The 18,582-nt window shown below is 73.6% G+C and carries 15 protein-coding genes; 1 reads left to right on the top strand and 14 read right to left on the bottom strand.

What is annotated here, in order from left to right; all coding sequences use genetic code 11:
• Positions 1-76: 76 nt before the first annotated feature.
• The gene (locus ACIGW4_RS34625; RefSeq protein ID WP_399585421.1) at positions 77-310 is read left to right on the top strand and encodes a hypothetical protein; all 234 of its coding nucleotides are present in this window, start codon (positions 77-79) and stop codon (positions 308-310) included.
• A gap of 718 nt (positions 311-1,028) precedes the next feature.
• Here the strand turns inward: ACIGW4_RS34625 and ACIGW4_RS34620 are convergent.
• From ACIGW4_RS34620 to ACIGW4_RS34555, 14 genes are all read right to left on the bottom strand, one after another.
• Positions 1,029-3,152: a PQQ-dependent sugar dehydrogenase gene (locus tag ACIGW4_RS34620; RefSeq protein WP_399585418.1), complete on the bottom strand. Its 2,124-nt coding sequence runs from the start codon at positions 3,150-3,152 to the stop codon at positions 1,029-1,031.
• A gap of 41 nt (positions 3,153-3,193) precedes the next feature.
• Positions 3,194-4,348: a sugar phosphate isomerase/epimerase family protein gene (locus ACIGW4_RS34615; RefSeq protein WP_399585478.1), complete on the bottom strand. Its 1,155-nt coding sequence runs from the start codon at positions 4,346-4,348 to the stop codon at positions 3,194-3,196.
• 127 nt (positions 4,349-4,475) lie between these two features.
• Positions 4,476-5,879: a nucleotide pyrophosphatase/phosphodiesterase family protein gene (locus tag ACIGW4_RS34610; RefSeq protein ID WP_399585415.1), complete on the bottom strand. Its 1,404-nt coding sequence runs from the start codon at positions 5,877-5,879 to the stop codon at positions 4,476-4,478.
• Positions 5,876-7,045 carry a metabolite traffic protein EboE gene (gene eboE / locus ACIGW4_RS34605; protein ID WP_399585413.1) on the bottom strand — a complete coding sequence of 390 codons (1,170 nt, stop codon included), beginning with the start codon at positions 7,043-7,045 and terminating at the stop codon, positions 5,876-5,878. Before eboE ends, ACIGW4_RS34610 begins: the two co-directional genes overlap by 4 nt.
• A gap of 9 nt (positions 7,046-7,054) precedes the next feature.
• Entirely contained in the window at positions 7,055-7,903 is an 849-nt protein-coding gene (locus tag ACIGW4_RS34600; protein ID WP_399585411.1) for a TatD family hydrolase, read from the bottom strand.
• A complete protein-coding gene (locus ACIGW4_RS34595; RefSeq protein WP_399585408.1) occupies positions 7,903-8,592 on the bottom strand; it encodes an EboA domain-containing protein in 690 nt (229 codons plus the stop codon). Before ACIGW4_RS34595 ends, ACIGW4_RS34600 begins: the two co-directional genes overlap by 1 nt.
• On the bottom strand, positions 8,586-9,464 hold the full coding sequence (locus tag ACIGW4_RS34590; protein WP_359588019.1) for a sugar phosphate isomerase/epimerase family protein: 879 nt from the start codon (positions 9,462-9,464) through the stop codon (positions 8,586-8,588). Before ACIGW4_RS34590 ends, ACIGW4_RS34595 begins: the two co-directional genes overlap by 7 nt.
• Positions 9,461-10,552 carry an SCO3242 family prenyltransferase gene (locus tag ACIGW4_RS34585; RefSeq protein ID WP_399585405.1) on the bottom strand — a complete coding sequence of 364 codons (1,092 nt, stop codon included), beginning with the start codon at positions 10,550-10,552 and terminating at the stop codon, positions 9,461-9,463. The genes ACIGW4_RS34590 and ACIGW4_RS34585 overlap by 4 nt, the downstream gene beginning before the upstream one ends.
• A 77-nt stretch (positions 10,553-10,629) precedes the next feature.
• Positions 10,630-11,748: an inositol-3-phosphate synthase gene (locus tag ACIGW4_RS34580; RefSeq protein WP_399585403.1), complete on the bottom strand. Its 1,119-nt coding sequence runs from the start codon at positions 11,746-11,748 to the stop codon at positions 10,630-10,632.
• A 472-nt stretch (positions 11,749-12,220) separates the two neighbouring features.
• A complete protein-coding gene (locus ACIGW4_RS34575) occupies positions 12,221-13,228 on the bottom strand; it encodes a sugar phosphate isomerase/epimerase family protein (protein ID WP_399585401.1) in 1,008 nt (335 codons plus the stop codon).
• A gap of 30 nt (positions 13,229-13,258) precedes the next feature.
• The gene (locus tag ACIGW4_RS34570) at positions 13,259-14,491 is read right to left on the bottom strand and encodes a Gfo/Idh/MocA family protein (protein WP_399585398.1); all 1,233 of its coding nucleotides are present in this window, start codon (positions 14,489-14,491) and stop codon (positions 13,259-13,261) included.
• A 79-nt stretch (positions 14,492-14,570) separates the two neighbouring features.
• Positions 14,571-15,614 carry a substrate-binding domain-containing protein gene (locus ACIGW4_RS34565; RefSeq protein ID WP_359588022.1) on the bottom strand — a complete coding sequence of 348 codons (1,044 nt, stop codon included), beginning with the start codon at positions 15,612-15,614 and terminating at the stop codon, positions 14,571-14,573.
• 109 nt (positions 15,615-15,723) lie between these two features.
• Positions 15,724-16,758, bottom strand: coding sequence for an ABC transporter permease (locus tag ACIGW4_RS34560; RefSeq protein WP_399585394.1), 1,035 nt, complete (start codon positions 16,756-16,758; stop codon positions 15,724-15,726).
• Positions 16,755-18,284 carry a sugar ABC transporter ATP-binding protein gene (locus ACIGW4_RS34555; RefSeq protein WP_399585392.1) on the bottom strand — a complete coding sequence of 510 codons (1,530 nt, stop codon included), beginning with the start codon at positions 18,282-18,284 and terminating at the stop codon, positions 16,755-16,757. Before ACIGW4_RS34555 ends, ACIGW4_RS34560 begins: the two co-directional genes overlap by 4 nt.
• Between the last annotated feature and the right edge of the window lie 298 nt (positions 18,285-18,582).

The raw sequence follows: 18,582 nt of genomic DNA, 5'->3' as shown, positions 1-18,582 counted from the left end.
GAATTCGGCGCGGGCCCGCAGGAGCGCGGACGCTCGCGCCGGCCGGTGCGGTGGGTGGGCACACGAGGCCGGCGTTGTGGCGGTCTTCGGCGAGGTCGAGGACACGGTCCGTCCCGGCCAGTTCCAGCGGTCGTCTGATCTGGCCGGCCAGCGGGCCGACGAGAAGCAGACGACCGGGCCGGCGGTGAGCTGCGATGAGTTCCTGGAGGAAGGAGGAGTCGCCGAAGGCGACCCCCGACAGGTCCAGGGCGATCCGTCCGGCCCGTGCCGCGCGCACGACGCGGAGTGCGCCGTGCGGGCAGGGCTGTGACGCGGCCACTCTGCGTGACGGCTGGACCGCTACGAGCCGTAGACGAAGTCGCCCTAAGATGGACTGCCGACCCGGCGCTTGGGTTGACGGTTCGGGGCGTGGAAGAGGTCGTGCCCCGGTTCGAGGAGTTGTTGTTCCCGTCGATCGCGGACGTCGCGGTGCTGTCGGTGGACGTGGACGTCGAGACGGTGCGTATGGATGTCCACGGCGTCGCGAACGGTGCCGTGTGCCCGGTCCGCGGAGCCTGGTCGACCCGGGTGCATGATTCCTCCCCGCGGTTTCCCGCTGATGTGCCGAGCGGTGGCCGAAGCGTCGTTCTCCGACTGAGGGTCTGCCGGTTCGCCTGCGAGAACTCGGACCGTGCACGCCGTGCCTTCGTCGCCGCGGGTGGCCGGCGTCGACGAGTGCGCCACCCGCGAACCCGGGCCCGGGCCCGCCCTGGAACGAGGGCCTCACCAACGCGTGGAAGCTGTGGGAGGAGAGCGTGCCGCTCGGTTACAAGGGCAGCCACCAGCGGGTTCGCGTCACCTGCGCAAGAAGCGCACCTGAACGTCTTCGCCATCGCCTTTGGCGGCCGGCTCTCCGCAGCCCGTCAGCAGCCACGTCCCCCGGGTCACACGGCTCGATCGACAGACCCGCGCGGCGCCCGTCGTCACACGCGTGGGGGCCCTCGGGGTGGCGAATCCGCCCCGAGGGTCCCGCACAGACGTGGTGCGTGTCAGTCGGCAGGTGTCAGGGCCACCTCCGCGCTACCCGAGAGGGACGGCAGTCCCGCCGGGGGCGTGTCCTTGTACGAGGCGTTGAAGACGGCCTTCAGGTTGCCCGCGCCGGCGTGGCCGCCGTCCACGAACGTCCGGAACGAGCCCGAGCAGCCGGTGCTCGACGACAGCGGGTGGCCGTGGGAGTCGTGGCCGAGGATGAACGAGACGGTGACCTTCGAGCAGTCGACCGGCTGGTCGTCGGTGATGTCGACCTTCCAGGTGACCGTGTCGCCCCAGTGGAACGCGGTGCCCCCGTGCGGAGCGGGGTCGGTGGTGAGGGAGACGACCGGCGCCTTGTTGCCGACGACGACCTGGACGGCGGTGGAGGCCGAGCGCCCGGTGCTGTCGGTGACCTTCAGGGTGGCTTCGAAGACACCGTTCGTCGTGAACGTGTGCGTGGGGTCCGTCTGGGTGGAGTCCACGGTGCCGTCGGCGTCGAAGTCCCACGCGTAGCGGAGCGCGTCCCCGTCGGCGTCCTTCGTGCCGGCGGCGGAGAAGCGCACCGTCAGCGGATTGACGCCGTTGACCACGTCCGCGGCGGCCTTGGGTTCCGGCGTACGGTTGCCTCGGACGTAGTCGATGCGGGAGAGCTGGGCCTCGGGCAGTTCCGCGAAGTAGCCGGTGCCGTACTCCAGGACGTAGAGCGCGCCGTCGGGGCCGAACTCGGCGTCGATCGGTCCGTCCGTCCGGATCGTGGGGACGGCGTCCTCGATCGCGAGGACTTCGTTGCGCCTGCCGAGGGTGAGTGCCTTCATCTGGTCGCGGGTCCACTCGTAGAAGAGCGGCTTGCCGTCGAAGGAGGCGGGCCAGCGGTTCTGGGCGGTGTTGTGCTTGTCGTACCGGTAGGCCGGGCCGCCCATGGGGCCGATGCCGCCCGTGCCGAGCTGCGGGAACTGGGCGGAGGCGTCGTAGCCGTAGACGATCTCGGCGTTCGTGACCGGCGGCAGCTCGGTCAGACCGGTGTTGTGGCGCGAGTCGTTGACCGGAGCGGAGCAGTCGAAGGCTCCGGTGGACTTCTGGGTGGCGAAGTCGTAGTCCTGGTACGGCTGGTCGCGGGTCACGCAGAACGGCCAGCCGTAGTTGGCGGGGCGGTCGATGACCATCCAGCGGCCCTGCCCGGCGGGGCCCCGGTCCGGGCGGGCGGTGCGGGCGTCGGGCGAGTAGTCGCCGACGTAGACCTCACCGGTCCGCTTGTCCACCCCGAAGCGGAAGGGGTTGCGCAGGCCCATGGCGTAGATCTCGGGGCGGGTCTTCGGTGTGCCGGGCGCGAAGAGGTTGCCGTCGGGGATCGCGTAGCCGCCGTGGCGCTTGACCTTGATGCGGAGGACCTTGCCGCGCAGGTCGTCGGTGTTGCCCGAGGTGCGGCGGGCGTCGTAGACGGGGTTGCGGTCGGGGCGGTCGTCGATCGGGGCGTAGCCGTCCGAGGAGAAGGGGTTGGAGTCGTCACCGGTGGACAGGAACAGGTTGCCCCGGTGGTCGAAGTCGATCTTGCCGCCGACGTGGCAGCAGATGCCGCGGTCGGCGGGGATGTCGATGATCTTCTGCTCGGAGCCGTAGTCCAGCGTGTTCCCTGTGAGCTTGAACCGGGAGAGCCGGGTGTAGCCCTTGTACGGGGCGAAGTCCGCGGGCGTGCCGGTCTGCGGGGCGTCGCCCTCGTTGACGCCCGGGGTGGCCGGGTCGTCCATGGGGGTGGTGAGGCGGGGCGAGTAGTAGAGGTAGACCCAGTGGTTCCTGGCGAAGTCGGGGTCGACGGCGATGCCCTGGACGCCCTCCTCGTCGTGCTGGTAGAGGCCGGCAGGGCTCTTCTTCATGTCGGCGGCGAGGAAGTTCACGCCGCTCTTCGGGTCGTGGATGCGGATCTCGCCGGTGCGCGCGGTGTGCAGGACGCGCAGGTCGGGCAGGACGGCGAGGGCCATGGGCTCGCCCGGCCGGTCGTTGAGGGTGACCTTCTGGAAGGCCGGCGCGGCCGGTGGGGTCGCGGCCGGTGCGGTGGTGGCCTGGACGGGGGCCAGGGGCAGCAGCCCGATGGCGCCGGCCAGCGCCGCCGTGCCCAGGAGGGTGACGGTCCGTCTGTTGCGCACGCGGAACTCCTTCGCTACTGGTTCGGGGCGGTGCGTCGTGGTCAGCGGTGGGCGCGGAGAGCGGCGAGGTTGTCGTAGCCGATGCGGGCGTACTCCAGCGACTGCCCGGGGTCGGTGGTGCTCGGGGCGGTGTCCTGCTCGACCATCGGGTGGTGGCGGTTCTTCGCACCGACTCGGGTGAAGAACCGCCGGTAGTCGATGTCGCCGGTGCCGAACGGCACCATGTCGTAGCCCATGCCGCTCTGCGGATTGATCACGCCGTCCTTGGCGTGGAAGAGCGGGAAGCGGGGCGTGTGGCGGGCCACGAGCCCGGCCGGGTCGAAGACCTGCTCGTGCCGGGTGCCGTCGTGGGCGGTGTAGGTGTGGAACTTGTACCGGGCCACGTGGGCCCAGAAGACGTCCAGCTCCAGGTAGACGCTTCTGGGGTCGCTGACCTGCAGGAAGTACTCCAGCTTCCGGATGCCGGAGCTGCGGGTCAGCCGGCCCTGGGCGTCGAGCGGGCCGCCGTCGAGGAGGAAGTCGTAGGCGCTGTCGTGGTTGTGGGTGTAGAGCTTGATCCCTTCCCGGGCGGCGAGGGCGCCCAGGGTGTTCCACTTGTCGGCGGCGACGTCCCAGTCGGCGCGGTAGGGGCTGCCGGTGGGGTCGCCGCCGGTGCCCATGTGCTCCATGCCGAGGATGTTCGCGATCTCCAGGGCCCGACGGAACGCGTCCAGGTCGGTGGGGGTGAGCGGCCAGGAGCTCGGGATGAAGCCGTGGCTGCCCTGGGCGCGCAGTCCGTACTCGTCGAGCCAGGAGCGCATCAGCCGCGCGCCCTCGACGGTGCCGAGGTCCGCGCCGCCGGGGGCGTTGGCGTGCTGGCGGTACCCGGCGAACTCCACCTGTCGGTAGCCGTACCGGGCCAGCTGCCGGAACACCTCGCGGAAACCGGACGGCAGGTCGGAGGCGAGCGGGTCGCGTGCCACCGCGTCCCGGACGGTGTAGAGGATCAGTCCGCGCCTGTCCGGCGGGACGAGGGCGGAGCGGCCGCGGTCGTCGGCCGTCCCGGGCTCGGTCTGCGCCAGGGCGGGCGAGGAGCCGAAGACGGGGGCGGCGATCGCCACGGCCGCGGTGGCCGTGCAGGTGCTGAGGAAGCGGCGGCGACTGACACCGAGGGTGCGGCGCAGCTCGTCGCCGGCGGTGGTCTCTTCGGGGGACATGGTCATGGCGTTCTCGCTTTCGTCGTGACGGGGGTACGGGTACGTCCTGGGTGCCGGAGAGCTCGGGGCCGAGCGGCGGGGAGCAGCCCTGGAGAGGGCGCGGCGGTACGGGGAGCGGCGTGCCGGCTCAGGCGAGGCCGGCGAGCCGCAGGAGGAGCGGCTTCACCTCGGTGGCCGCGGTGCGGCCGGGCAGGGCGCCGGGGGCGGAGCAGAGGATGAGCGGGCCGTCCGCGTCGCTCGCGGGCAGGCGGCCGTGGCTGCCGCGGACGGGTGAGGGGTCCAGGGGCACGACCGCCACGCGGTAGCGCAGGCCGGCCTTCTTGCGCGCCACGGCGGCCGCGGCCTTGAGCCGTACGTACGGGTCCTGGGGGTCCATGAACAGTTCGGCCGGGTCGTAGCCGGGTTTGCGGTGGATCTCGACGAGCCGGGCGAAGTCGGGGGCGCGCGCGTCGTCCAGCCAGTAGTAGTACGTGAACCAGGCGTCGGGTTCGGCGACGGCGACCAGCTCGCCGGAGCGGGGGTGGTCCAGGCCGTGTGCCTTCTTTCCCTCGTCGTCGAGGAGTCGCTCGACGCCGGGCAGGTCCTGGAGGGTGGCGCGGGCGGCCGGGAGGTCCTCGGGGCGGCGGACGTAGACGTGGGCGAGCTGGTGGTCGGCAACGGCGAAGGCCCGGGAGGCCGTCGGGTCGAGGTACTCCATGCCGTCCTGGGTGTGGACGTCGAGGAGTCCGGCGCGCCGCAGGGCGCGGTTGATGTCGACGGGGCGGCTGACGCGGGTGATCCCGTACTCGGACAGGGCGACGACCGTGCGGCCCTCGGCACGGGCGTCGTCGAGCAACGGCCCGATGAGCGTGTCGAGTTCGGCGGCCGCGCGGAAGGAGCGCGGGTCGTCGGGGCCGTACCGCTGGAGGTCGTAGTCGAGGTGCGGGAGGTAGCAGAGCGTCAGGTCCGGGCGGCGGGTGCGCATGATGTGGCGGGTGGCGTCCGCGATCCACCGGCTGGAGGCGAGGGAGGCGCCCGGTCCCCAGAAGTGGAAGAGGGGGAACGTGCCGAACTCCGCGGTGAGTTCGTCGTGGAGGGCCGGAGGGCGGGTGTAGCAGTCGGGTTCCTTGCGTCCGTCGGCGTAGTAGACGGGGCGGGGGGTGACGGTGATGTCGGTGTCGGCGCCCATCGCGTACCACCAGCAGATGTTGGCGACGGTGTAGCCGGGGTGGGCGCGGCGGGCGGCGTGCCAGATCTTGTCGCCGGCGACCAGGCCGTTGTGCTGGCGCCACAGCAGGACGTCGCCGAGTTCGCGGAAGTACCAGCCGTTGCCGACGATGCCGTGCTCGGCGGGCGGGGTGCCGGTGAGGAAGGTGGACTGGGCGGTGCAGGTGACGGCGGGCAGCACGGTGGACAGGGGCGCCCGCGAGCCGGAGTCGGCGAGGGCGCGGAGGCGTGGCATGTGGTCGAGGAGGCGGGGGGTGAGGCCGACGACGTCGAGGACGAGGAGGGGGGTGGGGCGTCCGTCGGCCGGGGGCTTCGCGTCGGTCACGGGAGTTCCTTCAGGCCGAGGTCGGTGAGCAGGTCGCGGGCGAGGGTGAGTTCGGCGGCGATGCCGTCGGCGAGGTGGCCGCGGGTGCGGGGCCGCGCTCCGGGCGGGAGGGCCTGCCAGGTGTACGTCTCGACCTCCAGGTGTGGGGTGCGGGGGTGGGCGCCGCCGACCAGGTGGGTCAGGGCGTCCTTCAGGACGGGGAGCGTGGAGGTGAGCGGCGGGGCGGGCGGGGCGTGCAGGGGGACGTGGAAGTGGGCGCGCCAGGGGGCCGTGTCGGGCAGGGTGTCCCCCGCGAGCGCTTCGGGCAGGTCGTCGGTGCCGCGGAGTCCCTCGGCGGTGGCCGTGCGGGTCTGGTGCAGGAAGCGTGGTTCGGCGAAGGCGGCGAGCGCGGCGCGTACCTCGGGCCGGTGGGGGTGTTCGGCGTGCAGGGCGGTGGAGAGCTGGGCCTTGGGGACGCGGACGCCGGCGGCGTCGAGTGCGGTGAGCGCCGTGGCCGGGTCCTCGAAGGAGGTCGCGAGGTGGCAGGTGTCGACGCAGACGCCGACGCGGTCGCCGGGCAGGGCGGTGAGCGGTCCGATGGCGTCGGTGGTGGTCTCCACCACGGAGCCCGGTTCGGGTTCGAGGGCGATGCGGACGGACTTGCCGGTCAGCTCCTCCAGTGCGTCGAGCCGTTCCGTCAGGGTGGTGAGGGCGGCTCGGGCGGTGGTGGCGGCGCGCTCGTCGAAGCCGGTGCGCCAGGCGAGCGGCAGGGTGGAGACGCTTCCCCCGGCGACGTCGTCGGGGAGCAGTGCGGCGAGGAGGCGGGCGAGGTCGGTGGTGTGGGCGAGGCGCTCCGGCTCGGTCCAGTCGGGGCGGTAGACGCGGTGTTTGACCGCCTCGGCGCCGAAGCCCTCGTAGGGGAAGCCGTTGAGGGTGACGACTTCGAGGCCGCGGCGGTCCAGCTCGGTCCGGAGCCCGCGCAGCGCCACCGGGTCGTCGACCAGGGCGTGGGCGGCGTCCTTGGCGAGCCAGAGGCCGATGCCGAGCCGGTCGCGGCCGAGGCGTCGGCGCACCGGCTCGCAGTGGTCGCGGAGCTGGGCGAGGACGCCGTCGAGGGTCTCGGCGGGGTGGACGTTGGTGCAGTAGGAGAGATGGACGAGGGTGCCGTCCGGGTGGCGGAAGCGCACGGTCCCTCCTCATTCCCCGCCGCGCAGCACGGAGTTTCCCTCGTGCAGGGCGTCCGGGGCGGGGACGTCGAGCCGGAGCCGGCCGCTGAGTCCGTAGAAGGCGACGGGGTTGCGCCACAGGACCCGGTCGACGTCGTCGTCGGTGAAGCCGGCGGCGAGCATGGCGTCGGCGACCTCGCGGGTCTTCAGCGGATCGCTCCTGCCCCAGTCGGCGGCCGAGTTGACGAGGATCCTCTCGGTGCCGAAGGTCCGCAGGACGGTCACCATGCGGTCCGTGTCCATCTTGGTGTCGGGGTAGACGGAGAAGCCGAGCCAGCAGCCGCTGTCCGCGGCGGCGGCGACGGTCGTCTCGTTGAGGTGGTCGAGGAGGGTCCGCTCGACGGGCAGGGCCGACTCGCGGACGACGTCGAGGGTCCGGTGGAGCCCGGCGAGCTTGTCCCGGTGCGGGGTGTGGACGAGGGCGGGCAGGCCGTGGTCGGCGGCGAACTGGAGCTGGGCGGCGAGCGCGGTGTCCTCGGCGGGGGTCATCGCGTCGTAGCCGATCTCGCCGACGGCGACGACGGAGTCCTTGACGAGGTAGCGGGGCAGCTCGTCGAGGACGGGCGTGCAGCGCGGATCGTTGGCCTCTTTGGGGTTGAGCGCGAGGGTGCAGTGGTGGGCGATGCCGTACTGGGCGGCGCGGAACGGCTCCCAGCCGAGCAGCGCGTCGAAGTAGTCGAAGAAGCTGGCGGGAGAGGTGCGCGGCTGGCCGAGCCAGAAGGCCGGTTCGACCACGGCGCGGACGCCCGCCGCGTACATCGCCTCGTAGTCGTCGGTGGTGCGCGACGTCATGTGGATGTGCGGGTCGAAGATGCGCATCACGGCTCCTCGGTCGGTGTGCCGGTCAGGGTCAGGGCGTGGCGGAGGTCGCGGGGGACCTCCCGGCCCGCCGCGGTGCGTTCGGCGGCGTGGGCGGCGAGCATGCGGGCGAGTTCCGCGTCGCCTGCGGCCCGCCGCGCCAGGTCCGCCACGGCGCTCAGCGGGACGCCGGTGAAGAGGCACTTCAGGACGGCGTGCCGCCAGGCGTGCGGGGCCAGGTGGGCTGCGGCGTAGGGGCCGACGGCTGCGGCGATCAGCCGGGTGTCGTGCGTGCGCAGGGCGTCGTCCACGAGGGGCGTGGCCTGCGGGCCGTCCACGAGGGAGGGCAGGGCGTGCAGCACCGCGCGACGCTCGGCGGCGCTGCCCTCCCGGTAGAGGCGGGTCAGTGTCTTCGTACCGGGCCGGGCCTCGATCAGCAGCAGGGCCCGTACGGCGTCCGCGGCGTCCTGGCCGCAGTGCCGGCCGGCTGTGACGAAGCGCAGCTGCCAGGCGGGATGCGCCGGGTGGGGCGCGGACGGTGCCTGTGGTGTTGTCGCCGTACGGACGGGGTCGGCGGCGGGTGGTGCCTGGGGTGCTGTCGCGGCTCGGGTGGCGTCGGCGAGGGCCTCGGCGAACCAGACGCGGGCGTGGTCGTCGGGCAGCCGGGCCGCGATGTCAGCACGGGTCCAGGGCTGTGGTGGCGTCAGCATGCCGGCGCTCCCTTCGCGGCGGCTGTGGCCGCTTCGCGCAGGAACGCGGCGGACTCCGCGGCCAGTTGCGGGCCTGCGTGCGAGTGGCGGGGCAGTTCGACGACGGTGAGGCCCTGGTAGCCGGTGGCCGCGAGGGCGTCGAGGACGGGCGGGAAGTCGATCTCGCCCTCGCCGAACGGCAGGTGCTCGTGCACACCGCGCCGCATGTCCTCGATCTGCACGTGGCGCAGCCAGGGTGCCGCCGCTCGGACGCACGCGGCGGGCGGTGCCGCCTCCAGGCACTGGCAGTGGCCGATGTCGAGGGTGAGGCCGAGGGGCGCGGGGTCGCCGAGTGCGGCGCGCAGCCGGTGGAAGTCGTCGAGGGTGGCGAGGAGGTGTCCCGGCTCGGGTTCGATCGCGAGCGGCACGCCCGCGTCGGCGGCGGCGTCGAGCACGGGCGCCAGCGCCTCCGTCAGGCGCCGCCAGGCCGTGGTGTCGTCGGTGTCCGGCGGGGCGACACCGCTGAAGCAGTGCACGGCGTGCGCCCCGAGGTCCGCCGCGACCCCGACCGCCGTGAGCAGCAGGCGGACCCGGGCGGCGCGGTCCCGCGGGTCGGCGTCGAGGAGCGAGGGGCCGTGTTTGCGGCGCGGGTCGAGCACGTACCGGGCCCCGGTCTCGATGGTCGTGGTGAGTCCGAGCGCGCCGAGCCGGCGGGCGACCCGGGCGGTACGGGCGGCGAGGCCGGGCGCGAGCGGGTCCAGGTGCATGTGGTCGAGCGTGAGCCCCACGCCGTCGTAGCCCAGCTCCGCGAGCAGCCCGAGGGCGTCGTCGAGACGGAGGTCGGTGAGCCCGTTGGTGCCGTACCCGAGGCGGAGTCGCTGCCGTGCGTTCATGTGGGGCTCACCTTCCGTGCGAGGGCGCGGGCGAGGGGGGCGAGCCCCAGCACGCCGATCCCGGTGCCGACCGCCCCGGCTCGGGCCGCGAGCGCGGCCTGGAGCGGGATCATGGCGCGGATCCCGCTGCCGACGGCGCGCTGGGTGAGGGGCGGGGACGGGTTGAGCGCGGCGTGGAGCAGGGGCACCGCGGTGGTGCCGACGTACAGGGCGGCGGGCAACAGCGGTACGAGCGCCGTCGCGCCGCCCGGCTTCCGGAGCGCCCGGAGGGCGGTGACGGCCCCGAGCGCGGACGTCGCGGCGAGGGCCCCGAGCGGGGCGAGCGTCGAACCGCCCTGTGCCTCGTGCCGGGACACGGCGGTGACGGCGTACGTGTGCACGGCGAGCGCGCCCGCGGGTGCCGCGACCCGGAGTCCGGTGCGGGTCGCCGCACCGCGTCGCGCGACCGGCGCTGACGCGACGGGGCCGGGAGCGCGGCGGACCGGCGCCGCGGCGGTCCGTCTCGGTGCGGGGCCCGTGGCCGTCGCGCCCAGGACGAGGTCGAGGGCGCGGGCGGTGGCCATGACGGCGGGGGCGGCGGGCGTGTGTTTGAGGCGGAGGTCGTAGGCCCACACCGTGCCGGCCAGGGCAGTGGCCGCGGTGAGGGCCGGGCGGCCGGCGCGGGAGGCGAGGGCGAGGCCGGCGGCGGTCAGCAGGCCGGCCGCGCCCAGTGCCGCGGCCGGAGCGATCCGGCCGGAGGGCAGGGGGCGGTGGGGGCGGTCGACGGCGTCCTCCTCGCGGTCGGCCCAGTCGTTGAGCGCCATGCCCGCCTCGTACAGGCAGAGCGATGCGCCGACCGCGTACGCCGTCCCCCGGCCGGGTCGCAGGCCGACGGCCGCGGCGCCGGCGAGCGTGTCTCCGGGCACGCTGAACAGCGCGGGGAGGCGGAGCAGTTCGGCCCAGGCCCGGATCTGACCGCCGCCTGGGACGAGGCCGGGCTCGGGGGCGGGCGCCGACACCGACACCGGCACCGGCACCGGCACCGGCACCGGCAAGGAGCCGACGGCAGGCGCGGGGCCGGACGGGGGCGCGGGCTCGGGGCCGAGCACGGGTGCGACCGTACGGCCGCCTCCGTCTTCGGGCTCGGGCCCGCTCCGCTCGGCGCGGTCCGGACGGCCGGGGCGCATCACTCCGCCTCCCGCAGTCGGTCGGCGAAGGCCAGCAGCCCGGCGAACTGTTCCGGGAGGCCGGCGGGCCCGCCGTCCGGGTCCTTGAAGTAGAAGCCGAGTTCCGGGAGCGACCCGGAGATCCCGGCTTCGTGGGCGCGGGCGACCAGGCGGGCCAGGTCGAGGACGAGGGGTGCGGCGAGTGCGGAGTCGCAGCCCTGCCAGATGGTCTGGAGGACCATCCGCGATCCGAGGAAGCCCTCGAAGGCGATGTGGTCCCAGGCCGTCTTCCAGTCGCCGAGCGCGGGGACGTCGTCGATGTGGACCCGGCCCTCCGGCCGGTGGCCGAGGGTGTCCGTGAGGACGCGTTCCTTGCCGGCGTTCTTCGCCGCCGCGGCGGCGGGGTCGGCCAGTGTCGCCCCGTCTCCCCCGCCCAGCAGGTTGGTGCCGGACCAGGCCCGTACCTCCAGGGCCCGCTGGACGAACATCGGGGCGAGCACGGAGCGCAGCAGCGTCTGGCCGGTCTTGCCGTCGCGGCCCGCGTGGGGCAGTCCGGCGGCGGTCGCGGCCGCCGAGAGGCCCGGGGTGCGCAGCCCGGTGGACGGGGTGAAGTCGACGTAGGGGCAGCCGGCCCGCAGGGCCGCGGCGGCGTAGAGGGAGCTGGGCGGCAGGCGTTCGGCGTCGGGTGCGGGCGGCGGCTCCGTGCAGGAGACGTTGACGACGACCACGCGTGCCAGTGCGTGGCGGCCGCGGAAGGACACGAGGTCGGCGGCGAGGTCGGCGATGAGTTCGGCGTCGGTGCGGGGGTCGTCCGGGAGGGGGCCGCCGGTGCGTATCTCCTCGTCGGCGGCGGCGAGTTCGGCATGGACGGCGGCGGCGAGCCCGTGCGGGAGCACGCCGGCGCCGGTGAGTTGCTCGGCGCGCTTGGGGAGCGGGCAGGACGCGATGTCGTGGCCGCCGAAGACGAGCGCGGCCAGGGACGGCAGCCCGGTGCCGGCGAACGCGGACGTCTCGGTGACCATGCCGGTCGCCGGGTGGAGGCCGGCGCGGACGGCGGCGCATCCGGCGACGGCCGTGGTCGCCACGGAGCCGCGTGCTCCGGCGAACCAGACTCCGGTGCGTGCGTGGGTGTCAGTCACGGGCTGCCTCCTTGCCAGGTCGTTGGGTGCGTGGGGTGGAGGGCTGGGGGTGGGGTGCGGTGCCTCTGCGGTGCGGGCGGGGGGGGGGGGGGGGCGCCCCCCCGGGGGGGGGGGGGGGGGGGGGGGGGGGGGGGGGGGGCAGCGGCGGCGGGCGGCGCGGGCCGCCCGCCGGTGAGGTGCGAGGGGCGGGTGTGGGGCGGGGCACTGTACGGGGCGGGGCACTTGCCCGGTCCCGACGGGTTCGGGCGGGGGGGGGGGGGTCGCTCCCGGGCCGGCTGTGCGGTGAGCCGGCCGTGCGGTGGGGCGAGGGGCCGCGGTGGTGATGTGAGGGGACCGTAGCCGCGTTCGTCCTCGACGGAAAGCCCTTGTGCAGCAGATCGGTCGAACTTTCTCCTGCACCAGGACAAAGCCGTGTGCGGGCAGGCCGGACCGCCCGGTGGCGCCCCTCGCCACCGGGCCTGACCGGGAGGTCCTACCGGTCGCCGCCGGAGAACGCCGCGTCGAACGAGGCGGCCGGCGGGTCGAAGTCGAACCGCTTCAGCCGGGCCAGCGCCTCGGGCGCGCCGGTGAGCCGGTCCATCCCGGCGTCCTCCCACTCGACGGACACGGGGCCCTGGTAGCCGATGGACCGCAGCATGCGGAAGACGTCCTCCCAGGGCACGTCCCCGTGTCCGGCCGAGACGAAGTCCCAGCCGCGCCTCGGGTCGCCCCACGGCAGGTGGGAGCCGAGCCGGCCGTTGCGCCCGTCGAGGCGCTTGCGCGCCTCCTTGCAGTCGACGTGGTAGATCCGGTCCTGGAAGTCGTACAGGAAGCCGACCGGATCGAGGTCCTGCCAGACGAAGTGGCTGGGGTCGAAGTTGAGCCCGAAGGCCGGACGGTGGTCCACCGCTTCCAGGGCGCGGCGCGTCGTCCAGTAGTCGTAGGCGATCTCCCCGGGGTGGACCTCATGGGCGAAGCGGACCCCTTCGGCGTCGAAGACGTCGAGGACGGGGTTCCACCGCTCGGCGAAGTCCTCGTACCCGCGCTCGACCATGCGCTCCGGCACGGGCGGGAACATGGCCACCAGGTGCCAGATGGAGGATCCGGTGAAGCCGACGACGGTGTCGACGCCGAAGGCGGCCGCGGCGCGCGCGGTGTCCCGCATCTCGGCGGCGGCCCGTCGCCGCACGGCCTCGGGTTCGCCGTCGCCCCAGATCCGGGCCGGCAGGATGCCCTGGTGCCGCTCGTCGATCGGATGGTCGCAGACCGCCTGGCCCACCAGGTGGTTGGAGATCGCCCAGCACGTGAGGCCGTACTTGTCGAGCAGGGCGTGCCGGCCCGCCAGGTACGACGGGTCGGCGAGGGCCTTGTCGACCTCGAAGTGGTCGCCCCAGCAGGCGAGTTCGAGGCCGTCGTAGCCGAAGTCACGGGCGAGCCTGCAGACCTCCTCCAGCGGCAGGTCGGCCCACTGGCCGGTGAAGAGGGTGAACGGACGCGGCATGAAGCCTCCAAACGGTGTGCGGGCGTTCTTCTAGCGGACCTCGGCCGGCACTTCCTGGACGGGTGTGTAGACGGCGTTCTTCCGGGCGCTCTCCTCGACCGCGGCGAGCACCCGTTGCACCCGCAGCCCGTCGGCGAAGGACGGCGACGGGTCGGTGCCGGCGCCGATCGCGACGACCAGGTCGCGGGCCTGGTGGGTGAAGGTGTGTTCGTAGCCGAGGGTGTGGCCGGGCGGCCACCACGCCTCCAGATACGGGTGCTCGGCCTCGGTGACGAGGATCCGCCGGAAGCCCGCGGTGGCGGCGGGCTCGCGGTGGTCGTGGAAGGAGAGCTCGTTGAGCCGCTCCAGGTCGAAGGCGAGCGAGCCCCGCTCCCCGTTGATCTCCAGCCGGAGCTGGTTCTTGCGACCGGAGGCCATCCGGCTCGCCTCGAAGGCGGCGAGCGCCCCCGAGGCGAGCCGCCCGGTGAAGACGGCCGCGTCGTCGACGGTCACCGGCCCGCGCGGGGCGCCGGTGGCGGCCTGCCCGGACGGCGCGGCCAGGCCGGCCGCCGCGGCGGCGAGCCGGGGCCGTTCCCGTACGAAGGTCTCCGTCTGGGCGGACACCCCGACGACGGGCTCTCCCGCCAGGTACTGCGCGAGGTCGACGATGTGCGCCCCGAGGTCACCCAGCGCCCCCGACCCGGCGTGCTCGCGCTCCAGCCGCCAGGTCAGCGGGAAGTCGGGATCGACCAGCCAGTCCTGGAGGTAGCTCACCCGGACGTGGCGCAGGGTGCCGAGCCGGCCCTCAGCGATGAGGCGGCGGGCGTACGAAAGGGCGGGCACGCGCCGGTAGTTGAAGCCGACCATCGCCACCTGGCCGCGGGCGCGGGCGGCCTCGGCGGCGGTGGCCATGGCCTCGGCCTCGGCCACCGAGTTCGCGAGCGGCTTCTCGCACAGGACGTGCTTGCCGGCCTCCAGCGCCGCGATCGCGATCTCCGCATGACTGTCCCCCGGGGTGCAGATGTCGACGAGCTGCACGTCGTCCCGGGCGATCAGGGCCCGCCAGTCCGTCTCCGCCGCCGCCCAGCCGTGCCGTTGGGCGGCGGCGGAGACGGCTCCCGCGTCCCGGCCCGCGATCGCCGCGAGGACGGGCCGCAGCGGCAGGTCGAACACACGGCTCACGTTGCGCCAGCCCTGGGAGTGCGCGGCGCCCATGAACGCGTACCCCACCATGCCGACGCCGAGCGCGGGCGGCGCGGTCGCATCGCTGTCCCGCTGTTCCATACGGTTCCTCCTGGTCGGAGAGTCACTGACTCGTCGGTGTGCTGCGAGGCCGGGCGTCCCCCCGGGAGCCCGGATCCGGTCAGTTGAAGCCGGTGGGCAGGTAGTCGTCGACGTTCTCCTTGGTGACGACGGCGGAGTAGAGCGTCAGCGAGGACGGGATCTCCAGCTCCGCCAGACCGCCCACGCCCTTGCCCTGGCCGAGCGCGCGGGCCAGGTCGATGGCGGAGGCCGCCATGGTCGGCGGGTAGAGGACGGTGGCCTTGAGGACGCCGGTGCCGGCCTTGATGGCGTCCATCGCGGACCTGGCCCCGGCGCCGCCGACCATCAGGAAGTCGTCACGGCCGGCCTGCGCGATGGCGCGGAGCGCGCCGACGCCCTGGTCGTCGTCGTGGTTCCACAGCGCGTCGAACGCGGGCTGCGCCTGGAGGAGCTGGGCCATCTTGGCCTGGCCGGACTCGACGGTGAAGTCGGCGGCCTGGCGGGCGACCTTGGTGATGTTGGGGTAGTTCTTCAGGGCGTCGTCGAAGCCCTGGGTGCGCTGCCGGGTGAGTTCGAGGCTGTCGAGGCCGGCGAGTTCGACGACCTTGGCGTTCGGCTTGTCCTTGAGCTGCTCGCCGATGTAGGTGCCGGCGTTGAGCCCCATGCCGTAGTTGTCGCCGCCGATCCAGCAGCGGTACGCCTGCGGGGAGGCGAAGACGCGGTCCAGGTTGACGACGGGGATGCCGGCCCGCATCGCCTGGAGACCGACCTGGGTGAGCGCCTTGCCGTCGGCGGGCAGGATGACGAGGACGTCGACCTTCTTGTTGATGAGGGTCTGCACCTGACCGATCTGGGCGGCGGTGTCGTTGGATCCCTCGGTGATCTCCAGGGTGACGTCGGAGTACTTCGCGGCGCGAGACTTGGCGTTCTGGTTGATGGCGTTGAGCCAGCCGTGGTCGGCCTGGGGGCCGGCGAAGCCGATGGTGACGGGCTTGCCGGGCTTCTCGTCAGCGGCCGGGGCGTTGCCGGCCGGCTGTTCCTGCTGCTTGGGCTCGTTGCTGGTGCAGGCGGTCAGCAGGGCCCCGGCGGAGACGGCGGCGGTGCCGAACAGGAGTCCTCTGCGGCTGGGGGCGGTTCGGGACATGGCGGATCAACCCTTCGGCTGGGCGGGTCGGACCGGACCGGGTCGGGCCGGGTCGGGTCGGGTCGGGTCGGGTCGGGTCGGGTCGAGGAGGGGTGCGCGGGAAGGCGGGTCAGGCGTCGCCGCCGCGCAGGGTGCGGCGCTGGACGAGGACGGCGGCCACGATGATCGCGCCCTTGGCGATCTGCTGGACCGCCGTCTCCAGGTTGTTGAGGGCGAAGATGTTGGTGATGGTCGTGAAGATCAGGACGCCGAGGACGGAGCCGACGATGGTGCCGCGTCCGCCGCTGAGGAGGGTGCCGCCGATGATGGCGGCGGCGATGGCGTCGAGTTCGTACAGGTTGCCGTTGGTGTTCTGGCCGGATCCGGCGAGGACGATGAGCATGAACGCGGCGATCCCGCAGCACAGGCCGGACAGCAGGTACAGGTAGAGGCGCTGCCGGCGCACGTCGATGCCGGCGAGCCGGGCCGCTTCCGCGTTGCCGCCGACGGCGACGGTGCGGCGGCCGAACGTGGTCCGGTTGAGCAGCAGCCATCCGATGACGGTCACGGCGGCGAAGACGAGGACGAGCGGCGGGACGCCGAGGACGTAGGCGTCCTTGACGCCGAGGTCGAGGACGTCGGTCACGGTCACCATCTGGGTCCTGCCGTCCGTGATCTGGAGGGCGAGCCCCCGGGCGGAGGCCAGCATGGCCAGGGTGGCGATGAACGGCACCATGCCGCCGTACGCGATCAGCAGCCCGTTCACGAGACCGCAGCCGACGCCGACGAGCACCGCGGTGAAGAGGACGCCCGCGAAGCCGAACTCCTGGGTGGCCACGGTCGTCGCCCACACGGACGCGAGGGCCACGATCGCACCGACCGACAGGTCGATGCCGCCGCTGGTGATGACGAACGTCATGCCGACGGTGACGACGCCGATGACCGACGCCTGGGTCAGGACGAGTTGGAGGTTGCTGGTGGCGAGGAAGGATTCGGGCTGGGTGACGCCGCCGACGGCGACGAGGGCGACGAGGACGCCGAGCAGCGACATGCTGCGCACGTCCCACCGCATCAGCGCCGGTCGGTGGATCCCCTTCCCGCCGGTGTCGGAGGTGGCGGCGGACATCGGCGCGTCCTTCCGGGCGGCGGAGGCCGGCTGCGTCATGGCGTCGGGTTCCCTTCCATCACGAGATCGAGTACGCGGTGCTCGTCGAGCTCCCGGGCCTGCGCCGTGTGCACGACGGAGCCTTCGCGGAGCACCAGCACGCGGTCGGCGAGCCCGAGGACCTCGGGAACCTCGCTGGAGACGAGCAGTACCGCCAGTCCTTCGTCGGCCAGCCGGCGTATCACGGCGTAGAGCTCCGCCCGGGCGCCGATGTCGACGCCCCGGGTCGGCTCGTCGAGGAGCAGCACCTTGCAACCGCGCAGCAGCCAGCGCGCGAGCACGGCCTTCTGCTGGTTGCCGCCGGACAGCGTCCTGATCGCCGCGTCCGGGTCGTCGGGCCGCAGCGACAGCTCGCGCACCGCCCGGTGCGTGGCGGCACGCTCGGCACGCCGGTCGAGCCAGCCCGCGCGGGAGTAGCGGGAGAGGGTGGAGACCGAGACGTTGCCGCCGACGGACTCCAGCATCAGCAGGGCCTGCGCCTTGCGCTCCTCGGGGGCCAGTCCGATCCCGGCCCGGACGGCGGCGCGGACGCTGCCCGGGCGCAGCGGGACGCCGTCGACGAGGACACGGCCCGCGTCGGGCTTGCGTGCCCCGTAGATCGTCTCCAGGATCTCGCTGCGGCCGGAGCCGACCAGTCCGGCGAGGCCGACGATCTCTCCGGGCCGCAGTTCGAGGTCGAGGGGGGCGAACTCGCCACCACGGGTGAGGCCCTCGACCCTGAGGACGGGGTCCCGGGCAGCGGCGGCGCCGTCGGTTCCGTCGGGGCGGTCGGGGAAGACGTGCTCGACGGTGCGGCCGGTCATGAGGGCGACGATGTCGCGGGTCGGGGTGGTGTCCGCCGGCAGGCCGCCGGCGACGGAGCGGCCGTCCTTCAGGACCGTGACCCGGTCGCCGATGCGGCGGATCTCCTCCAGTCGGTGGGAGATGTACACGACGGCGACGCCGTCGGCGGTGAGTTCGGCGACGATCCGGAAGAGGTTGTCGACCTCGTCGGGGTCGAGCGCGGCGGACGGCTCGTCCATGACGATCAGCCGCACCTTGTGGGAGAGGGCGCGGGCCATGGAGACGATCTGCTGCTGGGCTGCGGACAGTTCGCCGACGAGTCGGGCCGGATCGATCTCCGGGTGCCCGAGGCGCTCGAGGAGACGTCCGGCGGCCGCGCGGGCCCGGGCACCGTGCACGACGAACCCGGCGGAGGTCGGCTCGTTCCCGAGGAACACGTTCTCGGCGACGGACAGCCCGCCGACCAGGTCCAGCTCCTGGTAGATGGTGGCGATCCCCAGCCGCATGGCCGCGATCGGAGAGGTCAGGGAGACCGGTTCGCCGCCCCAGGTGATCTCGCCGTCGTCGGGCTGGTGGGCTCCGGCGAGGACCTTGATGAGGGTCGACTTGCCGGCGCCGTTCTGGCCGAGGAGGCAGTGGACCTCCCCGGCGTGGACTTCGAGGTCCACGCCGTCCAGGGCGCGGACGCCTGGGAACGACTTGGTGATGCGGTTCATCGTGAGCAGCGGTGGGCGTGATGCCATCGGGATCCCCTCGGCGGATACGGCCGTGAGCGGGCAGGGCGAAGCGGGACACGGTGAGCGGCGTGAGATGGGAGGGAACGGGCGAAGGGCTCGGGGCCCCGCGGCCTTGGACGTGCCGGCGCGTGCGGGGTGAGCGGGCATGGCTGACAGCCACGGGACCGTTGCGTGGTGTGGGGGTGTGGTGGTGCGGTGAGTCTCGAGGGGTGCGGTGTGCGGGGGTGCGGTGACGCTGCCTGTGCGGTGACGCGGTGATGCCGGGTGATGCGGTGGTACGTGCTTCGGCGGGCGGCGTACCGCT

Source organism: Streptomyces sp. NPDC053513, assembly GCF_044544765.1.
GTDB lineage: Bacteria > Actinomycetota > Actinomycetes > Streptomycetales > Streptomycetaceae > Streptomyces > Streptomyces litmocidini.
This window is presented reverse-complemented; position numbering and strand designations above follow the sequence as displayed.

What these genes read in the sequence shown, in the direction of transcription:
- ACIGW4_RS34615 (WP_399585478.1), bottom strand. Translation starts at nt 4,348, where the DNA reads ATGTCCCCCGAAGAGACCACCGCCGGCGACGAGCTGCGCCGCACCCTC.
- ACIGW4_RS34600 (WP_399585411.1), bottom strand. Translation starts at nt 7,903, where the DNA reads ATGCGCATCTTCGACCCGCACATCCACATGACGTCGCGCACCACCGAC.
- ACIGW4_RS34595 (WP_399585408.1), bottom strand. Translation starts at nt 8,592, where the DNA reads ATGCTGACGCCACCACAGCCCTGGACCCGTGCTGACATCGCGGCCCGG.
- ACIGW4_RS34590 (WP_359588019.1), bottom strand. Translation starts at nt 9,464, where the DNA reads ATGAACGCACGGCAGCGACTCCGCCTCGGGTACGGCACCAACGGGCTC.
- ACIGW4_RS34575 (WP_399585401.1), bottom strand. Translation starts at nt 13,228, where the DNA reads ATGCCGCGTCCGTTCACCCTCTTCACCGGCCAGTGGGCCGACCTGCCG.
- ACIGW4_RS34570 (WP_399585398.1), bottom strand. Translation starts at nt 14,491, where the DNA reads ATGGAACAGCGGGACAGCGATGCGACCGCGCCGCCCGCGCTCGGCGTC.
- ACIGW4_RS34565 (WP_359588022.1), bottom strand. Translation starts at nt 15,614, where the DNA reads ATGTCCCGAACCGCCCCCAGCCGCAGAGGACTCCTGTTCGGCACCGCC.
- ACIGW4_RS34560 (WP_399585394.1), bottom strand. Translation starts at nt 16,758, where the DNA reads ATGACGCAGCCGGCCTCCGCCGCCCGGAAGGACGCGCCGATGTCCGCC.
- ACIGW4_RS34555 (WP_399585392.1), bottom strand. Translation starts at nt 18,284, where the DNA reads ATGGCATCACGCCCACCGCTGCTCACGATGAACCGCATCACCAAGTCG.